Here is a 25,116-nt window from a genome sequence, read left to right as displayed (position 1 = left end):
GGTGAACAGCGAAGACCGCACCACCATCCTCCCCGCGACCGGGCGCCCCGAGGGCGCCGACGGGCGCTCCGCGCGGCGTGCCGCCGAACGGCGGCGCGGCCACGGCCGGCGCCGTCGCCGGGGCGCGATGGGACCGATGATGGCCGTGGCCGCGGCCGTCGCCGGCACGAGCGTGATCGCCGCGCTGACCGGCGCCGGGTACGCGGTGTTCCGCGGCGAGGAGGGCAGCGACAACGGCTCGCAGGCGGTGGCGTACGAGCCGCTGGTCGCCGCCGAGGCCGGGGACGTGAACGGCATCCAGGTGCCCGGCGCGGGCGGCGCGCCGGTCCAGGACCCGGACCCGACCGACCAGGCCCGCGCGGCCACGGCCACCCCTCCCCCCAGCACCGCCCCGGCGACGCCCTCGGCCTCGGCCACCACCCCGGGCCACGCCGCCTCCACGGCCCCGACCACTGCGTCCGGCACGCCGCGCAACCCGACCGCGGGCCCGGGTGCCGGGAACACCCCCGGCGGTACCGCCGGCGCCCCCGACCCGGGGAAGCCGACCGGCGCCCCCACCACCGCCCCCACAGCGGCCCCCAGCACGGCCAAGCCCTCGCCGACCGCTCCGCGCCCGACCGCCACCACCGCGCCGGGCGGTTCGTCGAACAGCTCCTTCGCCCAGCAGGTGGCGGACCTGGTCAACACCCAGCGCTCGCAGGCCGGTTGCGGACCGCTCACGGTGGACCCGAAGCTGACCACCGCCGCCCAGGTCCACAGCGACGACATGGCCGATCGCAACTTCTTCGACCACGCCAGCCCCGAGGGCCGCCACGCGGACTACCGCATCGAGGCGGCCGGCTACCGCTGGAGCAGCTGGGGCGAGAACATCGCGCGCGGCCAGAAGGACCCGGCGGCGGTGATGGAGTCGTGGATGAACAGCCCCGGCCACCGCGCCAACATCCTCAACTGCTCCTTCAAGCAGATCGGCGTCGGCGTCCGGACCGGATCGGGCGGACCCTGGTGGACCCAGGTCTTCGCCTCGCCGTCCTGACCTGCCCTGACCCGCCCTGACCCGTCCTGGGCCGCCGTGAGTGCTTGAGCGTTCGACCTTCCCGACGAACCACCGCTCTTCCCGAGGAGTCACCGTTCGGGCCCGCACGGGCCCGGCCGGTGGCCTCGCGGTTCTCCGATTTTCCGAATCCGCGCAAATTGTTGTTATCTGAGCACTCCCCAGCGGTCTCCGAGGAGGCAGTGGCGGACGGACGACAGCCGGACGGAGTGCGGACCCATGAACGTTGACGTGCAGAGCAGGGCCGGGACGACCCTCGTGCGCGCGGCCCAGGCGGGCGACGCGCAGGCGCGCGAGGCGCTGGTCGCGGCCTGGTTCCCGTTGGTCTACAACGTCGCCGGCCGGGCGTTGAACGGCCACGCCGACGTGGACGACATCGCGCAGGAGACCATGATCCGGGCCCTCGACGGCCTGGAGGGGCTGCGCGACCCGGGATCGTTCCGGTCCTGGCTGGTCGCGATCACCATGAACCAGGTCCGCAGCCGGTCGACCGTCCAGCAGCAGGCGGCCGTCGGCGGTCTCGACGAGAGCTGGGAGCTGGCCGACCCGCGCGCCGACTTCACCGATCTGACCATTCTCCGGCTCGGTCTCTCCGGCCAGCGCCGGGAGGTCGCCGAGGCCACCCGCTGGCTGGACCCGGACGACAAGGAACTGCTCGCCCTGTGGTGGCTGGAGGCTTCCGGCGAACTGACCCGCGCCGAACTCGCCGAGGCGCTCGACCTGACGCCGCAGCACACCGCCGTCCGGGTCCAGCGGATGAAGAAGCAGCTGGAGGCCGGCCGGGTGGTGGTCCGGGCGCTCACCGCCTACCCCCGCTGCCCGGAGCTGGCCGAGGTGATGACCGGCTGGGACGGCACGCCGAACTCGGTCTGGCGCAAGCGCATAGCCCGGCACATCCGCGGCTGCCAGGCCTGTGACGGCCTGGGGCGCGACCTGTTCCCGGCGGAGGGGCTGCTGGCCGGTCTGGCGCTGGTACCGGTGCCGATGGACGCGCCGAGCGGGCTCGCGTTCCAGGCCGCCGGAGCGACGGCGGGGACGCCGGGAGCCGGATCGGGCGGGGTCCCGGGCGACGCCGGCGCGGCCGGAGGGTCGGCCGGAGCCTCCGGCGGCGCCGGTGCTCCGCCCACCGACCCGGCCGGCGGACCGGGTGGTTGGACGGACCTGGCCCGCCGCAAGAGCGTGCTGGCGGGCGGGACGGCGGTGGTGCTCGCGGCGGCGACGCTCGCGATGGTCTGGCCCCAGCCCACCCGGCCGGCCGAGCCCGCGCCGGAACCGACCACCCCGGCCAGTGCTCCGGACGCGCCGCTACCGCCGGCCGCGACCGCAGTCGCGCCGACGGCGGAGACCGCGCCACCCGCTCCGGTCACGGTCGCCCCGGTCGAGGTGCCGCCCGCGCCGAGCAGCCCGGCGGCGGTCACCCCGACCGCGACCCCGGCCACCGCCCGGCCGACCACGACCGCGCCGAGCCTGGAACGACAGCTGGTCGACCTGGTCAACGCGGAGCGGGGCCGACGCGGCTGCGGCCCGCTGCGGATCGACCCCAAGCTGCACGCGGCCGCCCAGAAGCACTCGGACGACATGGTCGCCCGCAACTTCTTCGACCACCTCGCCCCCGACGGCACCCGGGCGGACGCCCGGCTCAACGCGGCCGGCTACCGCTGGTCGCAGTGGGGCGAGAACCTCGACCGGGGCCCGAGCGCCCCGGCGGTGGTCTTCTCCCGCTGGATGGACGGCGGCATCCACCAGTCCAACATGCTGGACTGCGCGTTCAAGGACGTCGGCATCGGTGTGACCACCGGCCCGGCCGGGCTCTACTGGACCCAGGACCTGGGCACCCCGCTCGGCTGACGGGGGTGCGGGCCGCCCGCCCCTGCGGTCCGGTCGGCTCGCCGCGCGTGCGGGTCGGCCGGACCGCACCGGACGGCCGGGCAGCCGAAGCGTGCCGGGTTTTCCGGGTGCTCCGAGTGCTCCGGTTTTCCGGGTGTTCCGTCAGGACGGGAGACCGATCAGCCCCGGGGCTTCGCCCGTGACATGGCCGGTCGCCTGGCCGACCACACCGCCGGCGTCGCCGACCTGCCCCGGGAGCGCGTCCGAGGCCGAGGCGAGGGGCCCGCCCTGGAGGGGGCCGGTCAGATCGCCCTGACCGCCGAGGGCGGCGGCGTGGGCGGCGGGAGCGGTCAGGGAGGCCACGACGCCGACGGCGAGCGAGGCGACGGCCAGCATGCTGCGCTTCTTCATGCCCCGTCCAACGAGGCTCCGCCACCCGGGTTACGGGAGACCGCCGGGTTGCGGGAGACCGTCAGCCCGTCGAGGTGATCTGGCTGTTCGTCGCCGTCCCGAACAGGCGGACCGAGGCGGTGAGCCGGTACAGCGTGCTCAGGGTCTCCTGCGCCGGGCGCCGCAGACAGGCCGACAGCTCCACGACCTCCGCCTTCCCGTTCGGGATGACCACCTGCTGCGCGACGAGCTGCCGGGAGCCGCCGTGGATCGCGCAGTCCTTGTCGAGCTCGGTGTCCCGGAGCAGTGCTGACCGGCCCGCCGCCTCGGTGGCCAGTTTCTCGTCCCGGAGCACCCGGACCGAGACGATCATCGAGTTGTCGAGCAGCCCCCCCGCGGCGAGGCACACGGGCTGCTGCACGCCGTTGCGGATCGGGCAGCCGGGTTCCCGGGCGATGGACTGGGAGGCCAGGTAGCCGACGGACCCCGGCCGTTCGGCCGTGCCGAGGAGGGTGAGCTCGGACCAGGCGTCCGGCACATCGATGATCACCCCGTCCAGCAGGGTGAACCGGGTCGGCCGGAGCGGACCGATCGCGTCGCCCGTCGGGCCGTCCGTCGAACCGCCGTCGGCCCCGACACTCGGGGATTCGGCCGGTGAGGGGCTTCTCGGGTCGCCCGAGCCCGGGCCGGGGGAGGCACTTGCCGAGGCCTCGGGGGAGCCGGCGGGCGCACCGCTCGGCGCACCGGCGGCCGGCATCGCGCCGAGGGCCGGTCCCGAGGCGGCGGGGCCGAGCACGGTGCCCGTCGGCCCGGGCGCGAGCGCCGGGGCGGCGGCCAGCACGGCCGCGGTCAGACCGACCGCGAGTCCGGCCGCGAGGGCCGCTCGCCGTCGGCGCCGGCGGGCCAGGGCGGCCCGGGCCAGCACCCGGTCCATCCGGTCCGCGGGCGCCGAGAGGTGGGGCGCGGCCAACTGGAGCAGCACCCGCAGCTCGTCCACCACCTCGTGGTCGTCGGCCACCGCCCGGTCCAGGGCCGTCTCGCGGTCCAGAGCCGCCTCGCGTTCCCACGCGGCGAAGTCACGCTCCGTCACGACGACCCCCGTCCAGCAGCAGTTCCCTGGCCGGAAGCTTGCCGCGCAGCGCCTGCAGCGCGCGGTGCGTCTGGCTCTTGACGGTGCCCGTGGTGCAGCCCAGCGCCTCGGCGGTGTCCTCCACGCTGAGGTCCTCGAAGAACCTCAGCACCACCACGGCCCGCTGCCGGGCCGGGAGTGCCCGCACCGCAGCGGCGACCACCTGGCCGGTCACCACGGAGTCGAACGGGTCGGCGACCGTCGGCGGCTCCGGCAGCCGGTCGTGCGGCAGCTCGCCCTGCCAGCGGCGGCGCCACCAGGAGACGTGCGAGTTCACCAGCACCCGGCGGACGTACGCCTCGGGCCGATCGATCGCGACCTGCTCCCAGCGCGGCCAGACCTTGGCCAGCGCGGTCTGGAGCAGGTCCTCGGCCAGGTACGGGTCGCCGGTCAGCAGCCACGCCATCCTGAGCAGCCGAGGGCTGCGGGCGGCGACGAACTCCTCGAAGTCCGGTCTCGCTTCGCTCATCCCGACGCCCCCGCCATACCGCTCCCGCCACCGTTTCCGTCATCCGCGCCGCCAGGTCGCTGGCGGCGGTCCTGCCGGTCGGCCGTGGCCGCCGGGTCCTCGCGCTCGTTCTCACGGCTGCTGAACGCGTTGGGGTCGGCGCCGGGTTGCCTGTCCGACCGGTCCATTTTCCCGGGTGGCCAGGTGGGGGCCCACAGCGGGGTCGGCCGAGGGCGGTCCGCGACGGCCCTGCCGGTGGGACCCGGGGCGGGCACGGGGGCGGACACGGGGCGGCGCGAGGGCGGCACGGGTCGGGGACGAACACTGGACGGCCCGCGAGCCGGCCGGGACTCGGCCGGGCGGCGAGCGGGCCGTGGTCACCACGATCCGCCCGCCACCGGCGGCCCGCCAAGGGCGTGCGAAGGGCGCCCGGGCGCACCCGCCGGGCGCGCCGGGTGAGGCCCGGCTCCGCCCCCGCGCCGGTCCGCCCCGGCCCTTCCGGGCCCGCACTCCGTTCCTCCCCGTTCGTGCCCGGACGCCGTCAGAGCGTGCCCGAGCCCTTCGGCACACCTCCCGCCCGCCGTGCCGCGCCCGGATCGACCGGATCCACCGTCCAGTCGGGGTGCCCCGGCATGGGCGGGGTCCGCTCCCCGTAGAGCCAGTCGCGCAGGAAGCCGCCGAGCGACTGCCCGGAGACCTCGTCCGCCGTGCGCAGGAAGTCGGAGGTGGTGGCGGTGCCGCTCCGGTGCCGCCGCAGGAAGGCCCGCTCGATCCGGTCGAACACCTCGGGCCCGACCCGCTCCCGCAGCGCGAACAGCACCAGTGCGCCGCCGGTGTACCGCTGGCTGTCAAACAGTGTCGCGGCGGTCGGCGCGGCCACCGGCCCGGAGTCGTGGCGCCACTGGTCGCCCTGGGCGTAGACGCTCCGCATCCGGTCGGCGAGGGTGGTGAAGCCACCGGAGTCCGGCCAGCCGCGCTCGTAGCGGTACATCAGACCGTAGAAGTCGGCATGGCCCTCGTTCAGCCAGAGATCGGCCCAGGTGCCCGGGGTGACGCTGTTCCCGAACCACGAGTGCACCAGCTCGTGCATCATGTGCGAGCCGATCTGCCGCTCGGGCTGGCGCAGGAAGTTCGGCTTGTAGAGCGTGAGCGTCTGCGTCTCCAGCCCGGTGAAGCCGAACGCCGCCGGGTCGTCGGTGTCGGCCGGCAGCAGCCCGTACGTCTCGAACGGGAAGGCTCCGAGGTGCTGCTCGGCCCAGCCCAGCTGGCCGGGGGTCAGGGCGAGCGCGGGCTCCAGGTCGGCCGCCCGCGCGGTGGGCACGACGTCGCGCAGCGGCAGCCCGTCGGGGCCCGGGCGCTCACGGACCGTGTAGCGGCCCACCGAGGCCTGGAGCAGCTCGGTCGCCATCGGCTCGCGCGACCGGTAGCGCCGGGTGGTGGTGCCGTCGGAGTGCGGCTCGGTGGCGGTCGGCAGACCGTTGGCCACCCCGTACAGCTCGTCCGGCGCGGTCACGGCGACGGTGAAGCGGGCCTTGTCGCCCGGCCGGTCGTTGCACGGGAACACGGTGTGAGCGCCGTCCGGCTGGCCGGCCACCGCGAAGCCGTCGGGCGTCACCACCCAGCCCGTGTGCGGCAGCGCGGCCCTCGGGTCGGCGCTGTACTCGACCTCGACCCGCAGCACGGCCCCGGCCCGGACCGGTCGCTCCGGGACCACGGTCAGCTTCTCGTCGTGCGTCCGGAAGCCGGCCGGGCGCCCGTCGACCCGGACGGCGTGCACGTCCAGGCCGAGCGCGTCCAGCTCCAGGCTCGGCAGCTCGGTGCGGGCGCGGGCGGTCATCGCCGTGGTGGCGTCGACCGTCCTGGTCGTGGGGCGGTAGGTGAACGCGAGGTCGTAGGACTGGGCGTCGTAGTCGGTGGTGCCGAGCGCGGGGAAGACCGGGTCCCCGGTGGCCGGCGGGCCCGCGCCCGGGCTGTCCGCGGCCGCCGGGGCCAGACCGAGCGGTACCGCCGCGAGCGCGAGCGTGGCGGCGAGGACGGAACGGTGCCAGGACAAGGCGATCACCTCTCTCGTGTCGGAAGGCCCCGTTCCGGCCCCGGCGGGCCCGGTTCCGGTGAGCGACCTTCCGGGCACGGACCGTAGCAGGGCCCTCCGACAATCCCCGCCCCCACCGCTCCGACCTGCGCGGACCGCCCCGCACCCGTCGGCCCCGGACGGGGGCGACACGCGGCCGTCCCCCGGACGGACCACCATGGTGGCCGAGCGGCTGCGCAGTGTCATACCTTCGAAGAGCCCCACCCCCTGACGGGCGGGGCCACGGCCGTCGGAGAACCTGGCCAGGTCCGGCGGCCGTACTCATGCCCGCGTGCGGGGCCGATGCCCTCCGATCCGCCCCGCACGCGCGCAGAGCCATTCCCCGCCGCGCGCACCCCTTCTCCCGCCCCGCCGGCCACCTCGTAGGCTGGGCAGCCGCGCCGGCCGCCCGCAGCCCCGCCGGCGCACCGGACCGGCAGGAGCAGCCCCGTGACCAGCCCGCACTTCGTGGTGATCGGCGAGTGCGTCGCCGATGTCGTCCGCACCGACGGCGCGCCCGACGTCGTCCACCCCGGCGGCAGCCCGGCCAACGTCGCCTACGGGCTGGCCCGGCTGGGCGAGCCCGTCGCGCTGCTCACCCAGCTCGCCGAGGACCCGTACGGCCGACTGATCCGCGCGCACCTGGAGTCCGCCGGCGTCACCCTGCTGTCCGGTGCGGAGGGGGCCGAGGGGGCCGAGGGGGCGGACGCCCCGCGCACCCCGTCGGCGGTCGTGCGGCTCGACGAGCAGGGGCGGGCCCAGTACACCTTCGACATCGGCTGGACCCTCCCGCCGGTCGAACTGCCCTTCCCGCCCGGGCATCTGCACATCGGTTCGATCGCCGCCGTCACCGGACCGGGAGCGGCGGCCGTACTCGCGCTGGCCGAGCGTTGGCGCGGCCGGGCCGGTGTGAGCTACGACCCCAATGTGCGGCCCGCGCTGATGGGCGAGCACGGCGAGGCCGTCCGCCGGGTGGAGCGCTGCGTGGGGCTCGCAGATCTGGTGAAGGCCAGCGACGAGGACCTCGCCCGGCTCTACCCCGGTGAGGACCCGGAGGAGGTGGCCCGGCACTGGCTCGGCCTCGGCCCGGCAACCGTCGCGGTCACCCGGGGGCCGGCCGGCGCCTTCGCACTCACCGCCGACGGCCGGCGGGTGGAGGCACCCGCCCGCACGGTCGAGGTCGCCGACACGGTGGGCGCGGGCGACGCCTTCACCTCGGCCCTCCTGCACGCCCGCCGCGCCGGTGCGAGCCTCGACACCGCCCTCGCCCGCGCCACGGCCGCAGCCACTCTCACGGTCACCCGCCCCGGTGCGAACCCGCCCGACGCGGCGGAGCTGGCCTCGGTCCTGGGCTGAGGCCGCCGCGCCGGTGCGGGCCGGGAGCGGAGGAAGTCGAACGGGGCGCGGGTGTGCGCCGATGGTGCCTTCCGCTCGCGGACCGCGTCAGCCGAGGGTGCCGTCGACCACGCCCAACGGGCGGGTCAGCTGGGCCTCGGAGTCGAAGCTGCGGGCGGCCGTGAAGGTTCCGGTGAGGTCCGGGTGGCGGCCGAGGGCGGTGTGGGCGAGGGAGACGTCCTCCGGGGTGAGGCGGCGGGTGAGGCCGAGGTGCGGGGACCAGTGGCCGGGGACGTAGTGGGGGGCGGGTTCCTCGGCGCCGTCCAGGACCTCCCAGACGCGCTGGTGGAGCTGCACCAGCTCGACCGTGGGCACGATCGCCCAGCTGAGCACCCGGCGCCGACTGCGGGCCGCGAAGGACAGCAGGCCGGTCAGCCGGACCGTCAACGGCAGCGCTTCGGCCATGAGTTCGTCGAGCCGCTCGGCGGCGCCGACGGGCATCCGGGCGCAGGTGGCCAGGGTGAGATGCGGGCGGTGGCCCGGGTGGGGGTTGTGGGCGAGGCTGTCCACCCCGGCGTCCGCCAGCCGTTGCCACACGGCCCGTACGGCCCGGTCGAACGGCGGGTCGCAGAGCAGCTCAACCGTCTGCACGGGCCCCGCCCGGTCGCTGCTCCGTTACGAGGTCCTTGCCGTACCAGACCTCGGCGTACGGGCTGTTGCCGTAGGCGGGGATCTCGCGGTAGCCGTGCCGGGTGTAGAGCGCGCGGGCCTCGACCAGGTCGAGCCGGGTGTCCAGGACGATCCGGCGGGCGCCGAGGGACCGTGCCGCCTCCTCGACGGCGGCGAGCAGCCGGGTGCCGCCGCCGGTGCCGCGTCGGGACGGCCGGACGTACACCCGGGTCAGCTCGACGGTCGTGGCGTCGAGCACCCGCAGACCGGCGCAGGACTCGGCCTCGCCCGCGTACCGGCCGAGCAGGAAGACCCCGGTGGGCGGGGCGAGGTGGTCGCTGGAGTTGGCGGCGAGGCCGGTCTCGATCTCCTCGGCCGTGCCGTCCCGGTCGAAGTGGAGCCGGTAGTAGCGGTTGGCGACGTCGGTGAAGTACTCGCGCAGCAGGGCCAGGGACTCGGCGGACCCGACATCGGCGGGCGCGACCGCCCAGGAGGCTCCGGTGCTGTGCGGCGTACTCGTCGTGCTCGTCGTCATGGGCGCATTATCGGGCGCCGTCCGCGTCGGGCGCCAACCCTTTTCGATCATCGGCGGGACTGTAGCCGCAGGTCGGGGGCGCGGGCCCGGGTGGGCCGGGTGGGTGACGGGTGGATTGGGTGCCCGGCGTGGCGGGGGAGCAGTGGGGTTATGGACAGACCATCAGATAATCGCATTAATCGGGGGTCGGCCGGGCCCCGGCGCGGGCGGGGACGGGGCGGGCTGGTCGCGGCGGTGTGCCTGGTGGCCGCGGTCGCGGGGTGCGGCGGCTCGGCCGGGGGCGGTGCGGTGCCGTCGACGGCGCGGGCCGGGGCGAGTGCGGCGACCGACCGGGGCGGGCCCCGGCCCCCGGCCGCACAGGCCGCACAGGCCGCTCAGGCGGCCCCGGCCGTTCCGGCGGTTCCGGCGGTCCTCCCGGGGCCGGCCAGAGCGGAGGAGGAGGCCGGCGGCGAGGCGGTGGCCCGAAAGGCCGAGGCCGCCCGCACGGCGCTGGAGACCGCCCGCCGCTGGGGCCTGGCCCGGCTGCCGCTGCCGGCCCCGCAGCCCCCGGCGGGCCGGCCCGAGCTGCGCGCCGCACAGGGCGTCAAGCTCGCGGACGGGCTGCCGCCGGTGGTCTACCGGGTGCCGACCGAGCAGCCGATCGTCTTCCTGACGGTGGACGACGGCGCCGAGAAGGACCCGGAGTTCAGCCGGATGGCGGCCGAGCTCGGCATCCCGCTGTCCACCTTCGTCGCCGACTACCTGGCCCGCTCCGACTACGGCTACTTCCGCCGGCTGTCCGAGCAGGGCGACGCGGTCAACAACCACACCATCAACCACCGCAACCTCAAGGTCCTCGACTACGCGACCCAGCGCGACGAGATCTGCCGCCAGCAGGACCAGCTGGAAGGACAGATCGGCAGCCGCCCCCGGCTCTTCCGGCCGCCCTACGGCGAGTACAACGAGGACACCCTGCGGGCCGCCGGCTCCTGCGGCATCGAGGCGGTGCCGCTGTGGAACGAGGAGGCCTTCCCGGACCGGATGGAGTACCGCTACGAGGACCAGCGGCTGCACCCGGGCGACATCATCCTGACCCACTTCCGCGGCACCGACCTGTGGCCGGGGACCATGCCCGACCTGCTGCGCAAGGTGGTCGACGAGGTCACCGCGCAGGGCTTCGCCCTGGCCCGGCTGGACGACTACCTGTAGCCGGGTGCAAGGGTGCAAGGGTGCACGGGCGGGCGGTCCTCCGGGGCCGCCCACCCCGGCACCCGCCCACCCGCTCATCCCCCTGCCCGCGACCCCGGCAGGCCCGGCTCAGTCGAGCGAGAGCGCGTCCAGGTACACCCAGGCGCCCTCGTGCCGCACGAACCGGCTGTGCTCGGTGAGGACACCGTCCTCCCGGCCCTCCGTGAAGTGGGCGCGGAAGGCCACCGTGCCCTCGGCGTGGAAGGCCCCGCCCTCCCCGGTGGAGAGCACCTCCAGCCGCACCCAGCGCAGCCCCGGGTCGAAGTCCACGCTCTCCGGCCGGGTGTCCGGGTGCCAGGTGCGCAGCAGGTAGGCCTCGTCGCGGGCGGCGAAGGCGCTGTAGCGCGAGCGCATCAGCGCCTCGGCGGTGGTGGCGGCGACCTGGCCCCGGTGCAGTCGGCCGCAGCACTCGGCGTAGCTGCCGGGCAGGCCGCAGGGGCAGGGCGAGGAGGGGAGCAGGCGCGGCGCGGGCGTGCTGGCACGGGGCGCGGAACGACGTCGGGACATGCGCTCCATTCTGGCCCCTTCCCGCCGGGCGCGAGGCCCGACTGCGGGGAAGCGGGGGAGCGGAGAAGCTCGACCGCAGGGAGGCGGGGCCCGGCGGTCGGCCCGGGACCGGGACGTGACCGGGGTCCCGGGCGGTCGGGACGGCGGGTGGCGGAGTGTGGGTGGGAACCCGGCGTGTGCCGGGTGGCCGAGTTGTCGGCAGATCCTCCCGGAGTCTCCCGTGAATGCACACCGTTTGCACACAGATCTGCGGCCGGTCCGCCTGCGTCCGCCGCCTTCGGGGATTGCCGCCCGAGCAGGCCGGGTGGGGGTGGGGGCGGGGGTTCGGCGGCCGGGCGCGGGAGCCGCACTATCGGCCAGATCTTGACTGCCCTCGGACAAGATTGAGTCCGGAAATCTGCTTGCGGTGCCAGTGGGACACAGGTGTGCGCCAACTGACGAACCGTCGGTGAAACGCTATCGGTACGGACCGGCGCTGCCAAGGGGGCTGTCAATCCGGGTGAAATCGCCGACGAACCGTCAGATCGGGCCACTCCGACCAGGCCGGGAGAGGTGATCTTTCCGGCATATCGAACGAGTGACGGAAATGTGCTGGTGATTCGTAGATCTTTACCCCACCATCTCCCAGGGCACACCGCCCATTTCTCGCCGACCACAAGTCGATGCAGCAGCACCCTCGGGAGAGAAGCGATGAGTTCGACGGGACTTACTCCACTGGATCCGGCAGCACCACTGGCCGAACTGGTGGCCGCGCAGGTCAGAAGAACCCCTGACGCCACGGCCGTGATCGACGGCACACGCCGGCTGACCTACCGTGAACTGGACGCCGCGACCGCCGCGGTAGCGGGCCGGCTGGCCGCCGCCGGCGTCCGGGCCGAGACCTTGGTCGGCGTATGCCTGCCGCGAACGGCCGACCTCGTGGTCGGCCTGCTGGCGGTGCTACGGGCCGGCGGGGCCTACGTGCCGCTCGACCCGGCCTATCCGCGCGACCGCCTCGAACTGGTCGTCGGCGACGCGCAGGCCCCGGTCGTGCTCACCGACAGTGCGCACGAGCACCTGCTGAACGGCGCGGGCGCCACCCTCCTCCACGTCGACGGCGACGGCCCCGCCGCCCCGCTCGACCCGGCCGCCGCGCGCCCCACCACCGGCGACGTGGCCACCGACGCACTGGCCTACGTCCTCTACACCTCCGGCTCCACCGGCCGCCCCAAGGGCGTCTCGGTCACCCAGCGCGGCGTCAACGCCATGCTCCGCTGGGCCGCCGACACCTACACCGCCGCCGACCTCACCGGGGTGCTCTTCGGCACCTCCGTGTGCTTCGACATCTCGGTGTACGAGCTGTTCCTCCCGCTCTCCGTCGGCGGCACGATCGTGGTCGCCGAGAACGTCCTCGCCCTCCCCGAGCTGCCGGCCCGGGACGAGGTCACCCTGGTCAACACCGTGCCCAGCGCGATAGCCGCGCTGCTGCGTGCCGAAAGCCTGTCCGGCGACCCGGCCGACAGCGGCGGACTGCCGGCCGGCGTGCGCGTGGTCAACCTGGCCGGCGAGGCGCTGCCCCGCCACATCGCGGACAAGGTCCACGCCCAGCCCGGCGTCGAGCGCCTCTACAACCTGTACGGGCCCACCGAGGACACCGTCTACTCCACCTGGTCGCTGGTCGCCCGCGGCGGGACCGGCGAGCCGGTCATCGGCCGCCCGCTCGCCGGCACCCTCGACCACGTCCTCGACGAGCAGCGGATACCCGTGCCGGACGGCGGCATCGGCGAGCTGTACCTCTCCGGCGAGGGCCTGGCCCGCGGCTACCACGGCCGCCCCGACCTCACCGAGGAGCGCTTCGTCCACGTCGACGGCCTGCGCTGCTACCGCACCGGGGACCTGGTCCGCCGACTGCCCGACGGCGACCTGGAGTACCACGGACGGGTCGACCACCAGGTGAAGGTCCGCGGCTTCCGGGTCGAACTCGGCGAGATCGAGGCGGTGCTCGCCACCCACCCCGAGGTCGAGGCCGCCGCCGCCGTCGTCCAGCGCGACGAGGCCGGCGACTACCTGGCCGCCTTCGTCCAGCCCGCCCCCGGCGCCGCCGGACCGACGCCCGCCGAACTGCGCGCCCACTGCGCCGCCGCCCTGCCCGGCTACATGGTGCCGCTGGCCGTCGCCGTGCTGGCGGAACTGCCGCTCACCCCCAACGGCAAGACCGACCGCAAGGCGCTGCCCCCGGTCGCCCGCAGCCGCGGCGGGCAGGAGCTGTTCGTCGCCCCCCGCACCCCCGCCGAGATCCGGATCGCCGAACTCTGGCAGGGCCTGCTCGGCGTCCCCGAGGTCGGCGTGCACGACGTCTTCCTCGACCTCGGCGGCCACTCCCTGCTCGCGGTCGGCCTGCTGGCCCGGGTCGAGCGCGAGTTCGGCACCCGGGTGCCGCTCGCCGAGTTCTTCGCCGCCCCGACCGTCGCCGCGCTGGCCGTCCGGGCCGCCAACGGCGGCGGTGGCCGGGCCTCCGTGGAACCGCCGAAGCGGGAGGCCCACCTGCCCGCCCGCGCCACCGAGTTCCAGCGCGAACTGTGGCTGCACGAGGCCGTCCAGACCGACAGCCCGCTCTACAACGTGCCGGTGCGGATTCGCGCCGAGGGCACCCTCGACCGCGAGGCCCTCGGCCGCGCGCTCACCGAGGTCGTCCGCCGCCACGAGTCGCTGCGCACCGCCCTGTACGGCGACCCGAACCCGAGCGAGCTGGACGACGCCGTCGCCGACGTCCGCCCGCCGTACCCGGTCGAGGTGCCGCTGCTCGACCTCGTCGGCCCGCACGGGCAGGTGGCCGACGAGGAGGCGATCGACGACGCGCTGCGCGCCGAGGCCGCCCGCCCGCTCGACCTCGCCGGCGGCCGGCTGCTGCGCGCCCTCGCGCTGCGGACCGACACGGACCGGCACGAGCTGCTGCTCACCGTGCACCACGCCGCGGCCGACGGCTGGGCCGCCGGTCTGCTGCTCGCCGAGGTCGCCCGCGCCCTGCGGGAGGGCGAACTGCCCGAGCCCGCGCTCCAGCTGTCCGACGTCGCCCGCTGGGAGCTGCGCGACGTCGAGGCCGGCCGCGAGGGCGCCGAGCGCTGGGCCGAGCGGCTGCGCGGCGTCGAGGGCGACCAGCACCTGCCCGGCGACCGCCGGCGCCCCAACCCGCAGGACATCGCCGGCCGCCGGCTCGCCCGCCGGCTGGACGAAGGGTTCGTCGAGGGCGTCGAGAAGTGGGCCGCCGGGGAGGGCGCCAGCCTCTACACGGTGGTGCTCGCCGCGCTCGGCGGAGTGCTGCACCGCTACACCGGCCGCACGGATGTCGCCGTGATCAGCCCCTTCGCCGTCCGCCCGGTGCCCGAGCTGGAGACCGTGATCGGCTCGCTGATCAACACCGTCGCGCTGCGCTTCGACGTGGCCGGCGCCGACACCTTCCGCGAGCTGGTCGCCCGGGTCCGCCCGGTCGTCCTGGAGGCGGCGGACCACAGCGGCCACCCCTTCGTGGACCACGCCCGGCGCTACGGCGGCTCGCCCGGCCTCACCGCCTCGCCGATCTCCCAGGTGCTGCTCGCCGTCCAGAACCACCCGGTGGCCGGCGTCGAACTGCCGGACCTGAAGCTCACCTTCGTCGCCGAGGTGTGCAACGGCACCGCCAAGACCGACCTCTCGCTGTTCCTGGAGTTCCCGGCCGACGGCCCGCTGCTGTCCGCCGAGTACCGCACCTCCCGCTACGAGGAGCGCTCCGTGCGCGCCGCGCTCGACCACCTGGTCGCGCTGCTGTCCGCCGCCGTCGCCGAACCCGACCGCCCGCTCGGCGAGCTGGTCATGCTCTCCGCCGCCGAACTCGCGGCGGACGAGCCGGTCAACCGCACCGGGGCGCCGATCCCCGACGCCCCGCTGCACCGGCTGGTCGCCGACCGGGCCGCCCTCACCCCGGGCGCGCCCGCCGTGTCCGCCGCCGACGGCACCCTCGACTACGCCGGACTCCTGGACACCGCCGACCGGCTGGCCCATCTGCTGGGCGCCCGCGGCGTCGGCCCCGGCCACCTGGTCGCGGTCGCCGTCCGGCGCGGCCGGCTGCTGCCCGCCGCCCTGCTCGGCGTGCTGCGCAGCGGCGCCGCCTACCTGCCGCTGGACGTCGACCAGCCGCTCGCCCGCAACCGGGCCGTGCTCGACGACGCCGGTGTCACCGTGGTGGTCGCCGAGGGCGCGACCGCCGGGGACGAACTGCTGCGCGGCCGGGAGGCCGTCCTCGTGGACGGGCCCGCGCACGCCGCCGCCCCGGCCCAGGCACCGGACGTCGAGGTCGGCCCGGAGGACCCGGCCTACCTGCTGTACACCTCCGGCTCCACCGGCACCCCGAAGGGCGTCGCCGTGCCGCACCGGGCGATCGTCAACTTCCTGACCTCGATGGGCCGCGAACCCGGCCTCACCGGGCGGGACGTGATGGCCGCCGTCACCACCGTGACCTTCGACATCGCCGGTCTGGAGCTGTGGCTGCCGCTGGTCACCGGCGCCCGGGTGGAGATCGCCGACCGGGCCACCGCCACCGACGGGGCCGCGCTCGGCGCCTGGGTGGAGAAGCAGGGCGTCACCCACCTCCAGGCCACCCCCGCCACCTGGCGGATGCTGCTGGAGGCCGACTGGGCCGGTGCCCCGGGACTGACCGCGCTGTGCGGCGGCGAGGCGCTCACCGCCGACCTCGCCCGCACGCTGCTCGGCCGGGTCGGCTCGCTGTGGAACCTCTACGGGCCGACCGAGACCACCGTCTGGTCCACCGTCCAGCGGGTCACCCCCGAACTCGTCGCCCACGGCGGCGTGGTGGCCCTCGGCGCGCCCGTCGCCAACACCCGGCTGCACCTGCTCGACCGCTCCGGCCAGACCGTCCCGGTCAACGGCATCGGCGAGCTGTGCATCGCCGGAGCCGGCGTCGCGCTCGGCTACCACGGCCGGCCCGAGCTGACCGCCGAGCGCTTCACCGCCGAACCGGGCCGCACCGACGGTGCGTTGATGTACCGCACGGGCGACCTCGCCAGCCGCCGCGCCGACGGCCGGCTGGAGTACCACGGCCGCGCCGACGCCCAGGTCAAGCTGCGCGGCTTCCGGATCGAGCTGGGCGAGATCGAGGCCGCGATCACGGCCCTCCCGGGGGTCGTCGCGGGCGCCGCCCGGCTGGTCGAGACCCCGGCCGGGCCGGCCCTGGCCGGCTACGCCGTCGCCCCGGGCCTGACCGAGGACGCGCTGCGCGGCGCCCTGGTCGAGCGGCTGCCCGACTACATGGTGCCCGCCGGGCTCGTCCTGCTCGACGCGCTGCCGCTGACCCCCAGCGGCAAGGTCGACCGGGCCGCGCTGCCGGTGCCGCAGCTCGGCGGGGCCGGCGCCCCGCCCGAGGGCGACTGCGAGGAACTGCTCGCGGACCTGTGGACCGAGGTCCTCAAGGTGGAGCGGGTCTCCCGGCACGACGACTTCTTCGCGCTCGGCGGGCACTCGCTGCTCGCCACCCGGCTGCTGGCGCGGATCCGGGACACCTTCGAGACCGAACTGCCCCTGCGCGTCGTCTTCGAGGACCGCACCCTGGCCGCCCTGGCCCGCCGGGTCGAGGAGCGCCTGCTGGAGGAGATCGACGACCTCGACGACCTCGGCGACCTCGGTGAGCCGGACGACCTCGACGAGACCGCCGGGAGCACCCTGTGAACCGCCCCACCCACCCCCGAGCCGCCGGCGACACCGGCCGGACCGGGACCTTGGAAGCATGCCCGGCCGCCGGCGACACCGGCGCCCTGACGGGGGAGACCGCATGACCGAGCACAGCACCACCGGGCCGAACCCGGCCCAGCAACCGACCCAGCAGCCGGACCAGGCCGCCCGCCGGCAGGAACTGCTGCGCCGCCGCCTCGCCAAGGCCAAGGCCGCCAAGGCGGCGGCCTCGGCCGGCGGTGCCGAGCACCGCACCATCACCCCGCGCCCCGAGGGCACGGCGGCCCCGCTGTCCTCCGCCCAGCGCCGGATGTGGTTCCTCGCCCAGTACGAGCCGGACAGTGCGGCGTACCACATCCCGCTCGCCCTGCACCTCGACGGCGAGCCCGACGAGGCCGCCCTCGCCGCCGCGCTCACCGACGTCCTCGCCCGGCACGAGGTGCTCCGCACCGTCTACCCGACCGTCGACGGCGAGGTGAGCCCCGAGCTCAGAACCGCCGACGACTTCACCCTCACCACCGCCGACGTCCCCGCCGACCTGATCGACGACCGGCTGGCCGCCGAGGCCCACCGCCCCTTCGACCTGGCCGCCGACCTGCCGCTGCGGGCCGCCCTGCTGCGCACCGACGACGGCGCCGTCCTCAGCCTGGTGCTGCACCACATCGCGGCCGACGGCTGGTCGATCGGCGTCCTGTTCGGCGACCTCGCCACCGCCTACGGCGCCCGCCGCGCCGGACGGGCCCCGGCCTTCGAGCCGCTGCCCGTGCAGTACGCGGACGTCGCGCACTGGCAGCGGACCGAGCTCGCCGCCGAACTCGACCGGCAGCAGGCCTGGTGGCAGGAGCGTCTGCGCGGCGCCACCGGCACCGTCACCCTGCCCGCCGACCGGCCCCGCCAGGCCGTCGCCGGCACCGAGGGCGCCCGGTTCACCGAGAAGCTCGGCGACGAGCGCACCCGCCGCGTCCGCGCCCTCGCCGAACGGACCGGCAGCACCGTCTACATGGTGCTGCTGGCCGCCCTGCAGACCGTCCTCGGCCGGTACACCGGCAGCGAGGACGTCACCGTCGGTACCCCGATCGCCGGCCGCACCCGCAGCGAGACCGAGCCGCTGGTCGGCTGCTTCGTCAACACCCTGGCGATGCGCACCGACCTCTCCGGCGACCCGACGGTCCGCGAACTCCTGGAGCGGGTCAAGGACGCCACCCTCGGCGCCTACAGCCACCAGGACCTGCCGTTCGAGCGGCTGATCGACGCGCTCGGCCTGGAGCGCGAACTCGCCCACACCCCGCTGTTCCAGGTGCTGCTGAACGTCCACAACCAGGCCGAGGCCCGCCCCGAACTGCCCGGACACACCGTGCACTGGCGGCCGATCGGCACCGACACCGCCAAGTTCGACCTCTCGGTGGCCGTCGTCGACACCGGTGGCGAACTCGCCGCCGACCTGGTCTGGCGCACCGAGCTGTACGACGAACCCACCGTCCGCCGCTTCCTCGGCCACCTCACCACGACCCTCGACGCGATGGCCGCCGACCCGGACCGCCCGCTCGCCGAACTTCCCCTGCTCACCCCGTCCGAGCAGCGGCAACTCGCCGAGTGGGACGACGAGGCCCCGCGCGGCTGGGACCTCGGCGGCACCCTGCACGGCCTGGTCGAGGAGCAGGCCCGCCGCACCCCCGACGCGCCCGCCGTGCGCGGCGCCGACGGCGTCCTCGACTACGCCGAACTCGACCGCCGCGCCAACGCGCTGGCCCACCGGCTGCGCGCCCAGAGCGTCGGCCCGGACCGCCCGGTCGGCCTGCTGGTCGAGCGCTCCGCAGCCCTGGTCGTCGGCATGCTCGCCATTCTCAAGGCCGGCGGCGCCTACCTGCCGCTCGACCCGATCTACCCGGACGGGCGGATCAACGCCCTGCTCGACGCCGCCGGCGTCGCGGCCGTCGTCACCACCGAGGACCAGCGCGGACGCCTCACCGGCGACCACCCGGTGGTCGTCCCGGACGGCACCGGACGGCCCGACGCGCCCGAGGTGGACGTCCGCCCCGAGAACCTCTGCTACCTGCTCTTCACCTCCGGCTCCACCGGCACCCCGAAGGGCGTCGCGGTCGAGCACCGCAACTACCGCAACTACCTGCACGGCCTGCGCGAGCGCGTCGGCGGCGACCAGACCGGCTGGAACTGGGCCCTGGTCTCCACCTTCGCCGCCGACCTCGGCACCACCAACGTGTTCGGCGCGCTCACCGGCGGCGGTTGCCTGCACCTGCTGACCCGCGACCAGGCCACCGACCCGGAGGCCTTCGCCGCCTACACGGCCGAGCACCGGATCGACGCCGTCAAGCTCGTCCCCAGCCACCTGGAGGGCCTGGCCGCGCACGGCGCCGGCCTCGACGCGATCCTCCCGGCCCGGCTGCTGATCTGCGCCGGCGAGGCGCTGCGGCCCGACCTGGTGGCCCGGATCCGCGCCGCCCGGCCCGACCTGGTGCTGCACAACCACTACGGGCCCACCGAGACCACCGTCTCGATGCTCGGCGCGCCCGTCCCCGCCGACCTCGGCGACGCGGTCACCGCACCGCTCGGCCGCCCCTTCGGCAATGTCACCGCGCACCTGCTGGACGCCCGCCGCCGCCCCGTCCCGGTCGGCGTCCCCGGCGAGCTGTACGTCTCCGGCGGCGGCGTCGCCCGGGGCTACCTCGGCCGCGAGGACCTCACCGCCGAACGCTTCCTGGAGGTGGACGGCCGCCGCTGCTACCGCACCGGCGACCTGGTCCGCCGCCGCCCCGACGGCGCGATCGAGTTCCTCGGCCGGATCGACCACCAGGTCAAGATCCGCGGCTTCCGGGTCGAGATCGGCGAGGTCGAGGCCGAACTGACCGCCCGCCCCGAGGTCCGCGAGGCCGTGGTGGTCGCCCGGGGCGAGGGCGCCACCGGCTCCCTGGTCGGCTACCTGGTGCCCGCCGACCCGGCCGCCGCTCCCGACCCGGGCGAGCTGCGCGCCGCGCTGCGCACCCGGCTGCCCGACTACATGGTCCCGGCCGCCCTGGTCGTCCTGGACACCCTGCCGCTGAACGCCAACGGCAAGGTCGACCGGGCCGCCCTGCCCGAGCCGGCCGCCGTCCAGCCCGCCGCCGGCGGCGGCGAGCTCACCACGGAGACCGAGCACGCCGTGGCCGCCGCCTACCTGAAGGTCCTGGCGACCGAGGAGATCGGCGCCGCCGACGACTTCTTCGCGCTCGGCGGCGACTCCTTCTCCGCCGTGCACGCCGTCCGGCTGATCGGCAACGGCCTGTCGGTCATCGACCTGTTCCAGCACCCCACCGTCCGCGAACTCGCCGCGCTGATCGACGCCCGGGCCGGCGGCACCGCCGACGAGGGACCGCGCACCCTGCTGCACAAGCTCACCCGGGGCAACGCTCCCGCCCGGATGAACGTCGTCTGCGTCCCCTACGGCGGCGGCAGCCCGATCACCTTCCAGCCGCTCGCCGACGCGCTGCCGACCGGCCACCGGCTCTACGCCGTCGAGCTGCCCGGCCACGACCCGAGCCGCCCCGACGACGAGCTCGCCGAACTCGGAACCCTCGCCGACACCCTGACCGCCCAGGTGCTGGAGCAGGTCGACGGCCCGGTGCTGCTCTACGGCCACTGCCTCGGCGGGGCGCTGGCCACCGCCCTCGGCTCCCGGCTGGAGGCGGCCGGCGTCGACCTGCGCGGACTCGCCCTCGGCGGCACCTTCCCCGCCGCCCGGCTGCCCGGCCGCTTCGCCGAGTGGATGGCCCGGCGGATGCCCGGCGACCGGGCGCTGTCCAACCGCGGCTACCTCGAATTCCTGCGCGCGATGGGCGGCTTCACCGACGTCTACGACCAGGCCGAGCAGGACTTCCTGGTCCGGGCGCTGCGCCACGACGTCCGCCAGGCCGAGGAGTTCTACACCGGCGCCTACGGCGACGAGCGCCCGGCGAAGATCGACGCCCCGATCCTCTGCGTGGTCGGCGAGAAGGACCGCGCGACCCTGCTCTACCAGGAGCGGTACACCGAGTGGGAGCACTTCGGCGACACCGTCGACCTCGCGGTCGTCCCGCGCGCCGGGCACTACTTCCTCAAGCACCAGGCCGGTGAACTCGCCCGGGTGCTGGCCGGGTTCGCCGCCACCGGCGAGGTCGCCGAGCAGGTCGCCGAGAAGCGCCCGGCGGCCAGGGCCGAACTGGGCACCTTCGCCAAGGTCGCGATCGGCCAGTTCGTCTCGATGATCGGCACCAGTCTCTCCACCTTCGCCCTCGGCGTCTGGGTCTACCAGCAGACCGGCTCCGCCTTCGACTTCGCGATGATCTCGTTCATCGCGGTGCTGCCGGCCGTGCTGCTGCTGCCGATCGCCGGCGCCCTCGCCGACCGGGTCGACCGGCGCAAGATCATGATCGTCACGGACACCGTGGCCGCCGCCGGCATGCTCGGCCTCGGCATACTCCTCTGGACCGACCTCCTGGAGGTCTGGCACATCTACATCGTGGCCTGCGTGGGCTCCACCTGCGGAGCCTTCCAACGGCCCGCCTACCTCGCCGCGATCACCCAACTGGTGCCCAAGCGCTACCTCGGCCAGGCCAACGGCCTCGCCCAACTCGGCACCGGCGCGGGCGACATGATGGCCATCCTGGCCGGCGGCGTGCTGGTCTCCCTGGTCGGACTGCACGGCGTCGTGCTCTTCGACATGGCGACCTTCCTCACCGGCGTCAGCTGCCTGCTGCTGGTCCGCTTCCCGAACGCGATGTTCGACAAGCAGGAGGAGCCGCTCTGGCGGGAGGTCGTCACCGGCTGGCGGTACATCGCGCGCCGCCACAGCCTGGTCGCCATGGTGGTCTTCTTCGTGGTGTTCAACTACCTGTTCGCCGTCGCCACCGTGCTGATCACCCCGATGGTGCTGGCCAACGGCACGCCCTTCCAGCTCAGCGTCGTCACCGCCCTCGGCGGCCTCGGCGCCATGGTCGGCGCCCTGGTCATGGGGCTCTGGGGCGGCACCAGCCGCCGCTCCGTCGGCATGATCGGCTTCACCTCGGTGGTCGGCCTCGCCGCCGTCCTCACCGGCAGCCGCCCCGAGACCGCCCTCACCGCCTGCGGACTCTTCCTGCTCTGGGGATCGATGATGATCCTCAACTCGCACTGGATGTCCCTGATCCAGACCAAGGTCGGGATGGAGCTCCAGGGCCGGGTCCTGGCCACCAACCAGATGCTCGCCATGTCGATGATGCCGCTCGGCTTCCTCACCGCGGGCCCGCTCTCCGACCACGTCTTCGAGCCGCTGATGCGCCCCGGCGGCGCGCTCGCCGACTCCGTCGGCCTGGTGATCGGCACCGGACCGGGCCGCGGCGCCGGACTGCTGCTCGTCGTGGTCGGCCTGCTGCTCACGGTCTGGGGCCTGCTCGGCCTCGCCTACCGGCCGCTGCGCCTGCTGGAGGACCTCCTCCCGGACGCGCTGCCGGACGCCGAGATCGGCGACAAGGACGCCATCCAGGCCGAGGCCGACCGGCAGCTCGCCCTCGCCGAGGCCGCCCGCGCCGCAGGCCGGCGCCGCCGCGGTGCCCGGGGCGGGGGAGCGGACCGGCTGCCCTCCGGCACCGTCCGGGTGCCCGGCCCGGCCGGCACCCCGGAACCGGTCGAGGACGACCCGGCCGACCGGGTGCACGCCGCCACCGGCCGCCGGTAGCCGGCTACCGCACAGGAACGCGCCCCCGTCCCCCTCGGCAGGGGGGCGGGGGCGCGTCGCCGTGACGGCCGTTCGGGCCCGGGGCTACTTCGCGTGCTTGAAGGAGTAGTTGAACTCCGCCGTGCCGAAGGCCCGCATCAGCCGGATCCAGAACGGCATCATCATCTCCATCGCCCGTGCACCCGTGATGTCGCCCAGGTCGATCACCGACCCCGCCGGCCAGCCGAAGGTGCCCAGCAGCGCCACCGTCCGCGCCTTGGCCTCCTCGTCGTCGCCCGCGACGAACATGTTGTGCTCGCCGTCGAGCCGCGACGGGTCCACCATCACCGGGGCCGTCACCGTGTTGAGCGTCTTCACCACCAGGGCCTGCGGGAACTCCCGCTGGATCCGCTCACCGACACTGTCGGTGTTCACCGGGTCCAGGGTCAGTTCGCCCTCGGCCGAGAAGACCAGCGGGTTGGAGAGGTCGATCAGGAGCTTGCCCGCCAGCCGCTCCGGGCCCGCCGCGCGGAGCGCGTCCAGGGCGACCGTCCCCGGGGTGGCGTTCAGGACGACCTCGCCGAACTCCGCCGCCTCCGCGAAGGTCCCGTGGTGGCCGGTCGGCCCCGCCTGCTCGGCCCAGGCCGCCGCCGTCTCGTTGTCCTTGCTGCGCGACCCCAGGGTCACGTCGTGGCCGAGTGCCACCAGCTTGTCCGCGATCGTCCGCGCGACGCCACCCGTGCCGATGATTCCGTACCGCACCGCTGTTCTCCCCGTTCGTTGTTCGACGTGCCGGGACTTCGACGCGCCGGGACGACGATAGATCAACTTCGGTCCGGTGTCCGGCGAACGCCGCGAACGGCCGCCCGCCGACTGGACCACTTCCGCTGGTGGGCCCGCCCGCCCCGCCGAACCATGGCGCCATGAACCGCACCACCCCCGGCCCCCGCCCGACCCGCCGCCTGCCGCGCGCCGCCGCACTCCTCACCGGCCTCGCCCTGCTCGCCCCGCTCGCCGCCGGCACCGCCCGCGCCGACGTCACCACCATCTCCTTCGGCAACGACCGCACCGCCTGGGACCGCGCCGAACCCCGACTCGACCCCACCGAGGTCGACCGGTCCGACTTCGGCGTCCGCTTCTCCACCCAGCTCGACGGACAGGTCTTCGCCCAGCCCCTGGTGATCGGCGACACCGTCGTCGTCGCCACCGAGACCAACCACGTCTACGGCGTCGACGCCAGGACCGGGAAGATCGTCTGGCAGCGCGACAACGGTCCGGCCTGGGCCTCCGCCGCCATCGGCTGCTCCGACCCCGGCCCCAACGTCGGCACCACCTCCACCCCGGTCTACGACCCCGCCACCGGCACCGTCTACCTCACCAGCAAGGTCGACGACGGCCCCGACGACCACCACCCGCACCACTACGTGCACGCGCTCGACGCCAGGACCGGCGCCGAGCGCAGCGGCTGGCCGGTGACCGTCCAGGGCGATCCGGTGAACGCGCCCGGCAAGCCGTTCAACGCCTACCGCTCGCTCCAGCGCCCCGGACTGCTGCTGCTCGACGGCCGGCTCTACTTCGGCTTCGGCTCGCTCTGCGGCATCGGCGACTACATCGGCACGGTGGCCGGCCTCGACACCCGCACCCGCCGGCTCACCCTGTTCTCCACCGTCGCCGGCTCCGACACCCAGCGCGCCTCGGTCTGGATGTCCGGCAGCGGCCTGGTCTCGGACGGTCCCGGCCGGTTCTTCCTCACCACCGCCAACGGCCAGGGCGCTGGCGCCTCGCCCGCCCCCGGCCCCGGCAACCGCCCGCCCGGCGGCCTCGGCGAGTCCGTGATCCGCTTCGCCGTCGACGCGGACGGCGGCTTCGCGCCCGCGGACTTCTTCAGCCCCACCAACAACGCGACCCTCGACAAGAAGGACACCGACCTCGGCTCCGGCGGCCCGGTCGCCCTCCCGTCCGGCTTCGGCACCGCCGCCCACCCCCACCTGATGGTCCAGGTCGGCAAGGACGGCCGGATCTTCCTGCTCGACCGCGACGACCTCGGCGGCACCGGGCAGGGCCCGAACGGCACCGACAAGGTCGTCGGCCTCACCGGCCCCTACGGAGGCGTGTGGGGCCATCCGGCGGTCTGGGGCGGCGACGGCGGCTACGTCTACACCGTGGAGAACTACGGCAAGCTGCGCGCCCTCAAGTACGGGGTGACCGCCGCCGGCCTCCCGCAGCTGAGCAGCGCCGGCACCAGCGCCGAGGACTTCCTCAAGATGTCCGGCTCACCCGTCGTCACCTCCGACGGCACCCGCACCGGTTCCGCCCTGGTCTGGGTGATCTGGTCCGGCACCGGCAAGTACGGCGAGGGTGGCGAACTGCGGGCCTACGACCCGGTACCGGTCGACGGCACGCTCAAGCTGCGCCGCTCCGTCCCGATCGGCACGGTCAGCAGGTTCTCGGTGCCCGCCACCGACAAGGGGCGCATCTACATCGGCACCAAGGACCACCGGCTGGTCGCCCTCGGCCGCCCCGGCGCCTTCGCCTGAGCCCCGCTGTCCGTCGGCCGCGGTG

Annotated in this window: 15 protein-coding genes; 7 read left to right on the top strand and 8 right to left on the bottom strand. The window is 75.2% G+C overall.

The features are described 5' to 3' along the window. Nucleotide 1: 1 nt before the first annotated feature. Together OG715_RS04655 and OG715_RS04650 are read left to right on the top strand one after the other, a co-directional pair. A complete protein-coding gene (locus OG715_RS04655) occupies nt 2–1,033 on the top strand; it encodes a CAP domain-containing protein (protein WP_266277131.1) in 1,032 nt (343 codons plus the stop codon). A gap of 237 nt (nt 1,034–1,270) precedes the next feature. Beyond that, the gene (locus tag OG715_RS04650) at nt 1,271–2,899 is read left to right on the top strand and encodes a sigma-70 family RNA polymerase sigma factor (protein WP_266277133.1); all 1,629 of its coding nucleotides are present in this window, start codon (nt 1,271–1,273) and stop codon (nt 2,897–2,899) included. A 141-nt stretch (nt 2,900–3,040) separates the two neighbouring features. Here the strand turns inward: OG715_RS04650 and OG715_RS04645 are convergent, their stop codons facing one another. The 4 genes from OG715_RS04645 to OG715_RS04630 form a co-directional block, all read right to left on the bottom strand. Next, nucleotides 3,041–3,289, bottom strand: a complete 249-nt coding sequence (locus tag OG715_RS04645; RefSeq protein ID WP_266277135.1) for a hypothetical protein — start codon at nt 3,287–3,289, stop codon at nt 3,041–3,043. Nucleotides 3,290–3,350: 61 nt separating this feature from the next. After that, nucleotides 3,351–4,358 (bottom strand): hypothetical protein, encoded by a 1,008-nt coding sequence (locus OG715_RS04640; protein ID WP_266277137.1) that lies wholly within the window; start codon nt 4,356–4,358, stop codon nt 3,351–3,353. Further along, a complete protein-coding gene (locus OG715_RS04635) occupies nt 4,345–4,866 on the bottom strand; it encodes a SigE family RNA polymerase sigma factor (RefSeq protein ID WP_266277139.1) in 522 nt (173 codons plus the stop codon). The genes OG715_RS04640 and OG715_RS04635 overlap by 14 nt, the downstream gene beginning before the upstream one ends. Nucleotides 4,867–5,386: 520 nt before the next feature. Continuing rightward, nucleotides 5,387–6,907 (bottom strand): M1 family metallopeptidase, encoded by a 1,521-nt coding sequence (locus OG715_RS04630; RefSeq protein ID WP_407660946.1) that lies wholly within the window; start codon nt 6,905–6,907, stop codon nt 5,387–5,389. A 459-nt stretch (nt 6,908–7,366) separates the two neighbouring features. Here OG715_RS04630 and OG715_RS04625 point away from each other — a divergent pair, with 459 nt between their 5' ends. Further along, nucleotides 7,367–8,272 carry a carbohydrate kinase family protein gene (locus OG715_RS04625; RefSeq protein ID WP_266277141.1) on the top strand — a complete coding sequence of 302 codons (906 nt, stop codon included), beginning with the start codon at nt 7,367–7,369 and terminating at the stop codon, nt 8,270–8,272. Nucleotides 8,273–8,359: 87 nt separating this feature from the next. On the opposite strand, the gene OG715_RS04620 is transcribed toward OG715_RS04625, so the two are convergent. Next, nucleotides 8,360–8,902, bottom strand: a complete 543-nt coding sequence (locus OG715_RS04620; protein WP_266277143.1) for a 2'-5' RNA ligase family protein — start codon at nt 8,900–8,902, stop codon at nt 8,360–8,362. Then, nucleotides 8,889–9,455, bottom strand: coding sequence for a GNAT family N-acetyltransferase (locus tag OG715_RS04615; RefSeq protein ID WP_266277145.1), 567 nt, complete (start codon nt 9,453–9,455; stop codon nt 8,889–8,891). Before OG715_RS04615 ends, OG715_RS04620 begins: the two co-directional genes overlap by 14 nt. A 240-nt stretch (nt 9,456–9,695) precedes the next feature. Here OG715_RS04615 and OG715_RS04610 point away from each other — a divergent pair, with 240 nt between their 5' ends. After that, nucleotides 9,696–10,643 carry a polysaccharide deacetylase family protein gene (locus OG715_RS04610; RefSeq protein WP_407661093.1) on the top strand — a complete coding sequence of 316 codons (948 nt, stop codon included), beginning with the start codon at nt 9,696–9,698 and terminating at the stop codon, nt 10,641–10,643. A gap of 108 nt (nt 10,644–10,751) precedes the next feature. Here OG715_RS04610 and OG715_RS04605 read toward each other — a convergent pair whose 3' ends face one another. Further along, the gene (locus OG715_RS04605; RefSeq protein WP_266277149.1) at nt 10,752–11,189 is read right to left on the bottom strand and encodes a YchJ family protein; all 438 of its coding nucleotides are present in this window, start codon (nt 11,187–11,189) and stop codon (nt 10,752–10,754) included. Nucleotides 11,190–11,879: 690 nt separating this feature from the next. Between OG715_RS04605 and OG715_RS04600 the strand changes: the two genes are divergently transcribed. Together OG715_RS04600 and OG715_RS04595 are read left to right on the top strand one after the other, a co-directional pair. Further along, nucleotides 11,880–16,886 carry a non-ribosomal peptide synthetase gene (locus OG715_RS04600; protein ID WP_266277151.1) on the top strand — a complete coding sequence of 1,669 codons (5,007 nt, stop codon included), beginning with the start codon at nt 11,880–11,882 and terminating at the stop codon, nt 16,884–16,886. Nucleotides 16,887–16,989: 103 nt separating this feature from the next. Beyond that, nucleotides 16,990–22,575: a non-ribosomal peptide synthetase/MFS transporter gene (locus tag OG715_RS04595; RefSeq protein WP_266277153.1), complete on the top strand. Its 5,586-nt coding sequence runs from the start codon at nt 16,990–16,992 to the stop codon at nt 22,573–22,575. Between the two features lie 84 nt (nt 22,576–22,659). Here the strand turns inward: OG715_RS04595 and OG715_RS04590 are convergent, their stop codons facing one another. Then, the gene (locus OG715_RS04590) at nt 22,660–23,316 is read right to left on the bottom strand and encodes an NADPH-dependent F420 reductase (protein WP_266277155.1); all 657 of its coding nucleotides are present in this window, start codon (nt 23,314–23,316) and stop codon (nt 22,660–22,662) included. 161 nt (nt 23,317–23,477) lie between these two features. Here OG715_RS04590 and OG715_RS04585 point away from each other — a divergent pair, with 161 nt between their 5' ends. After that, on the top strand, nt 23,478–25,091 hold the full coding sequence (locus OG715_RS04585) for an outer membrane protein assembly factor BamB family protein (protein WP_266277157.1): 1,614 nt from the start codon (nt 23,478–23,480) through the stop codon (nt 25,089–25,091). The last annotated feature ends 25 nt before the right edge of the window (nt 25,092–25,116 follow it).

Source organism: Kitasatospora purpeofusca, assembly GCF_036010405.1.
Lineage (GTDB): Bacteria > Actinomycetota > Actinomycetes > Streptomycetales > Streptomycetaceae > Kitasatospora > Kitasatospora purpeofusca.
Note: the sequence above shows the minus strand (reverse complement) of the source record. Positions and strands in the feature narration are given on the sequence as shown.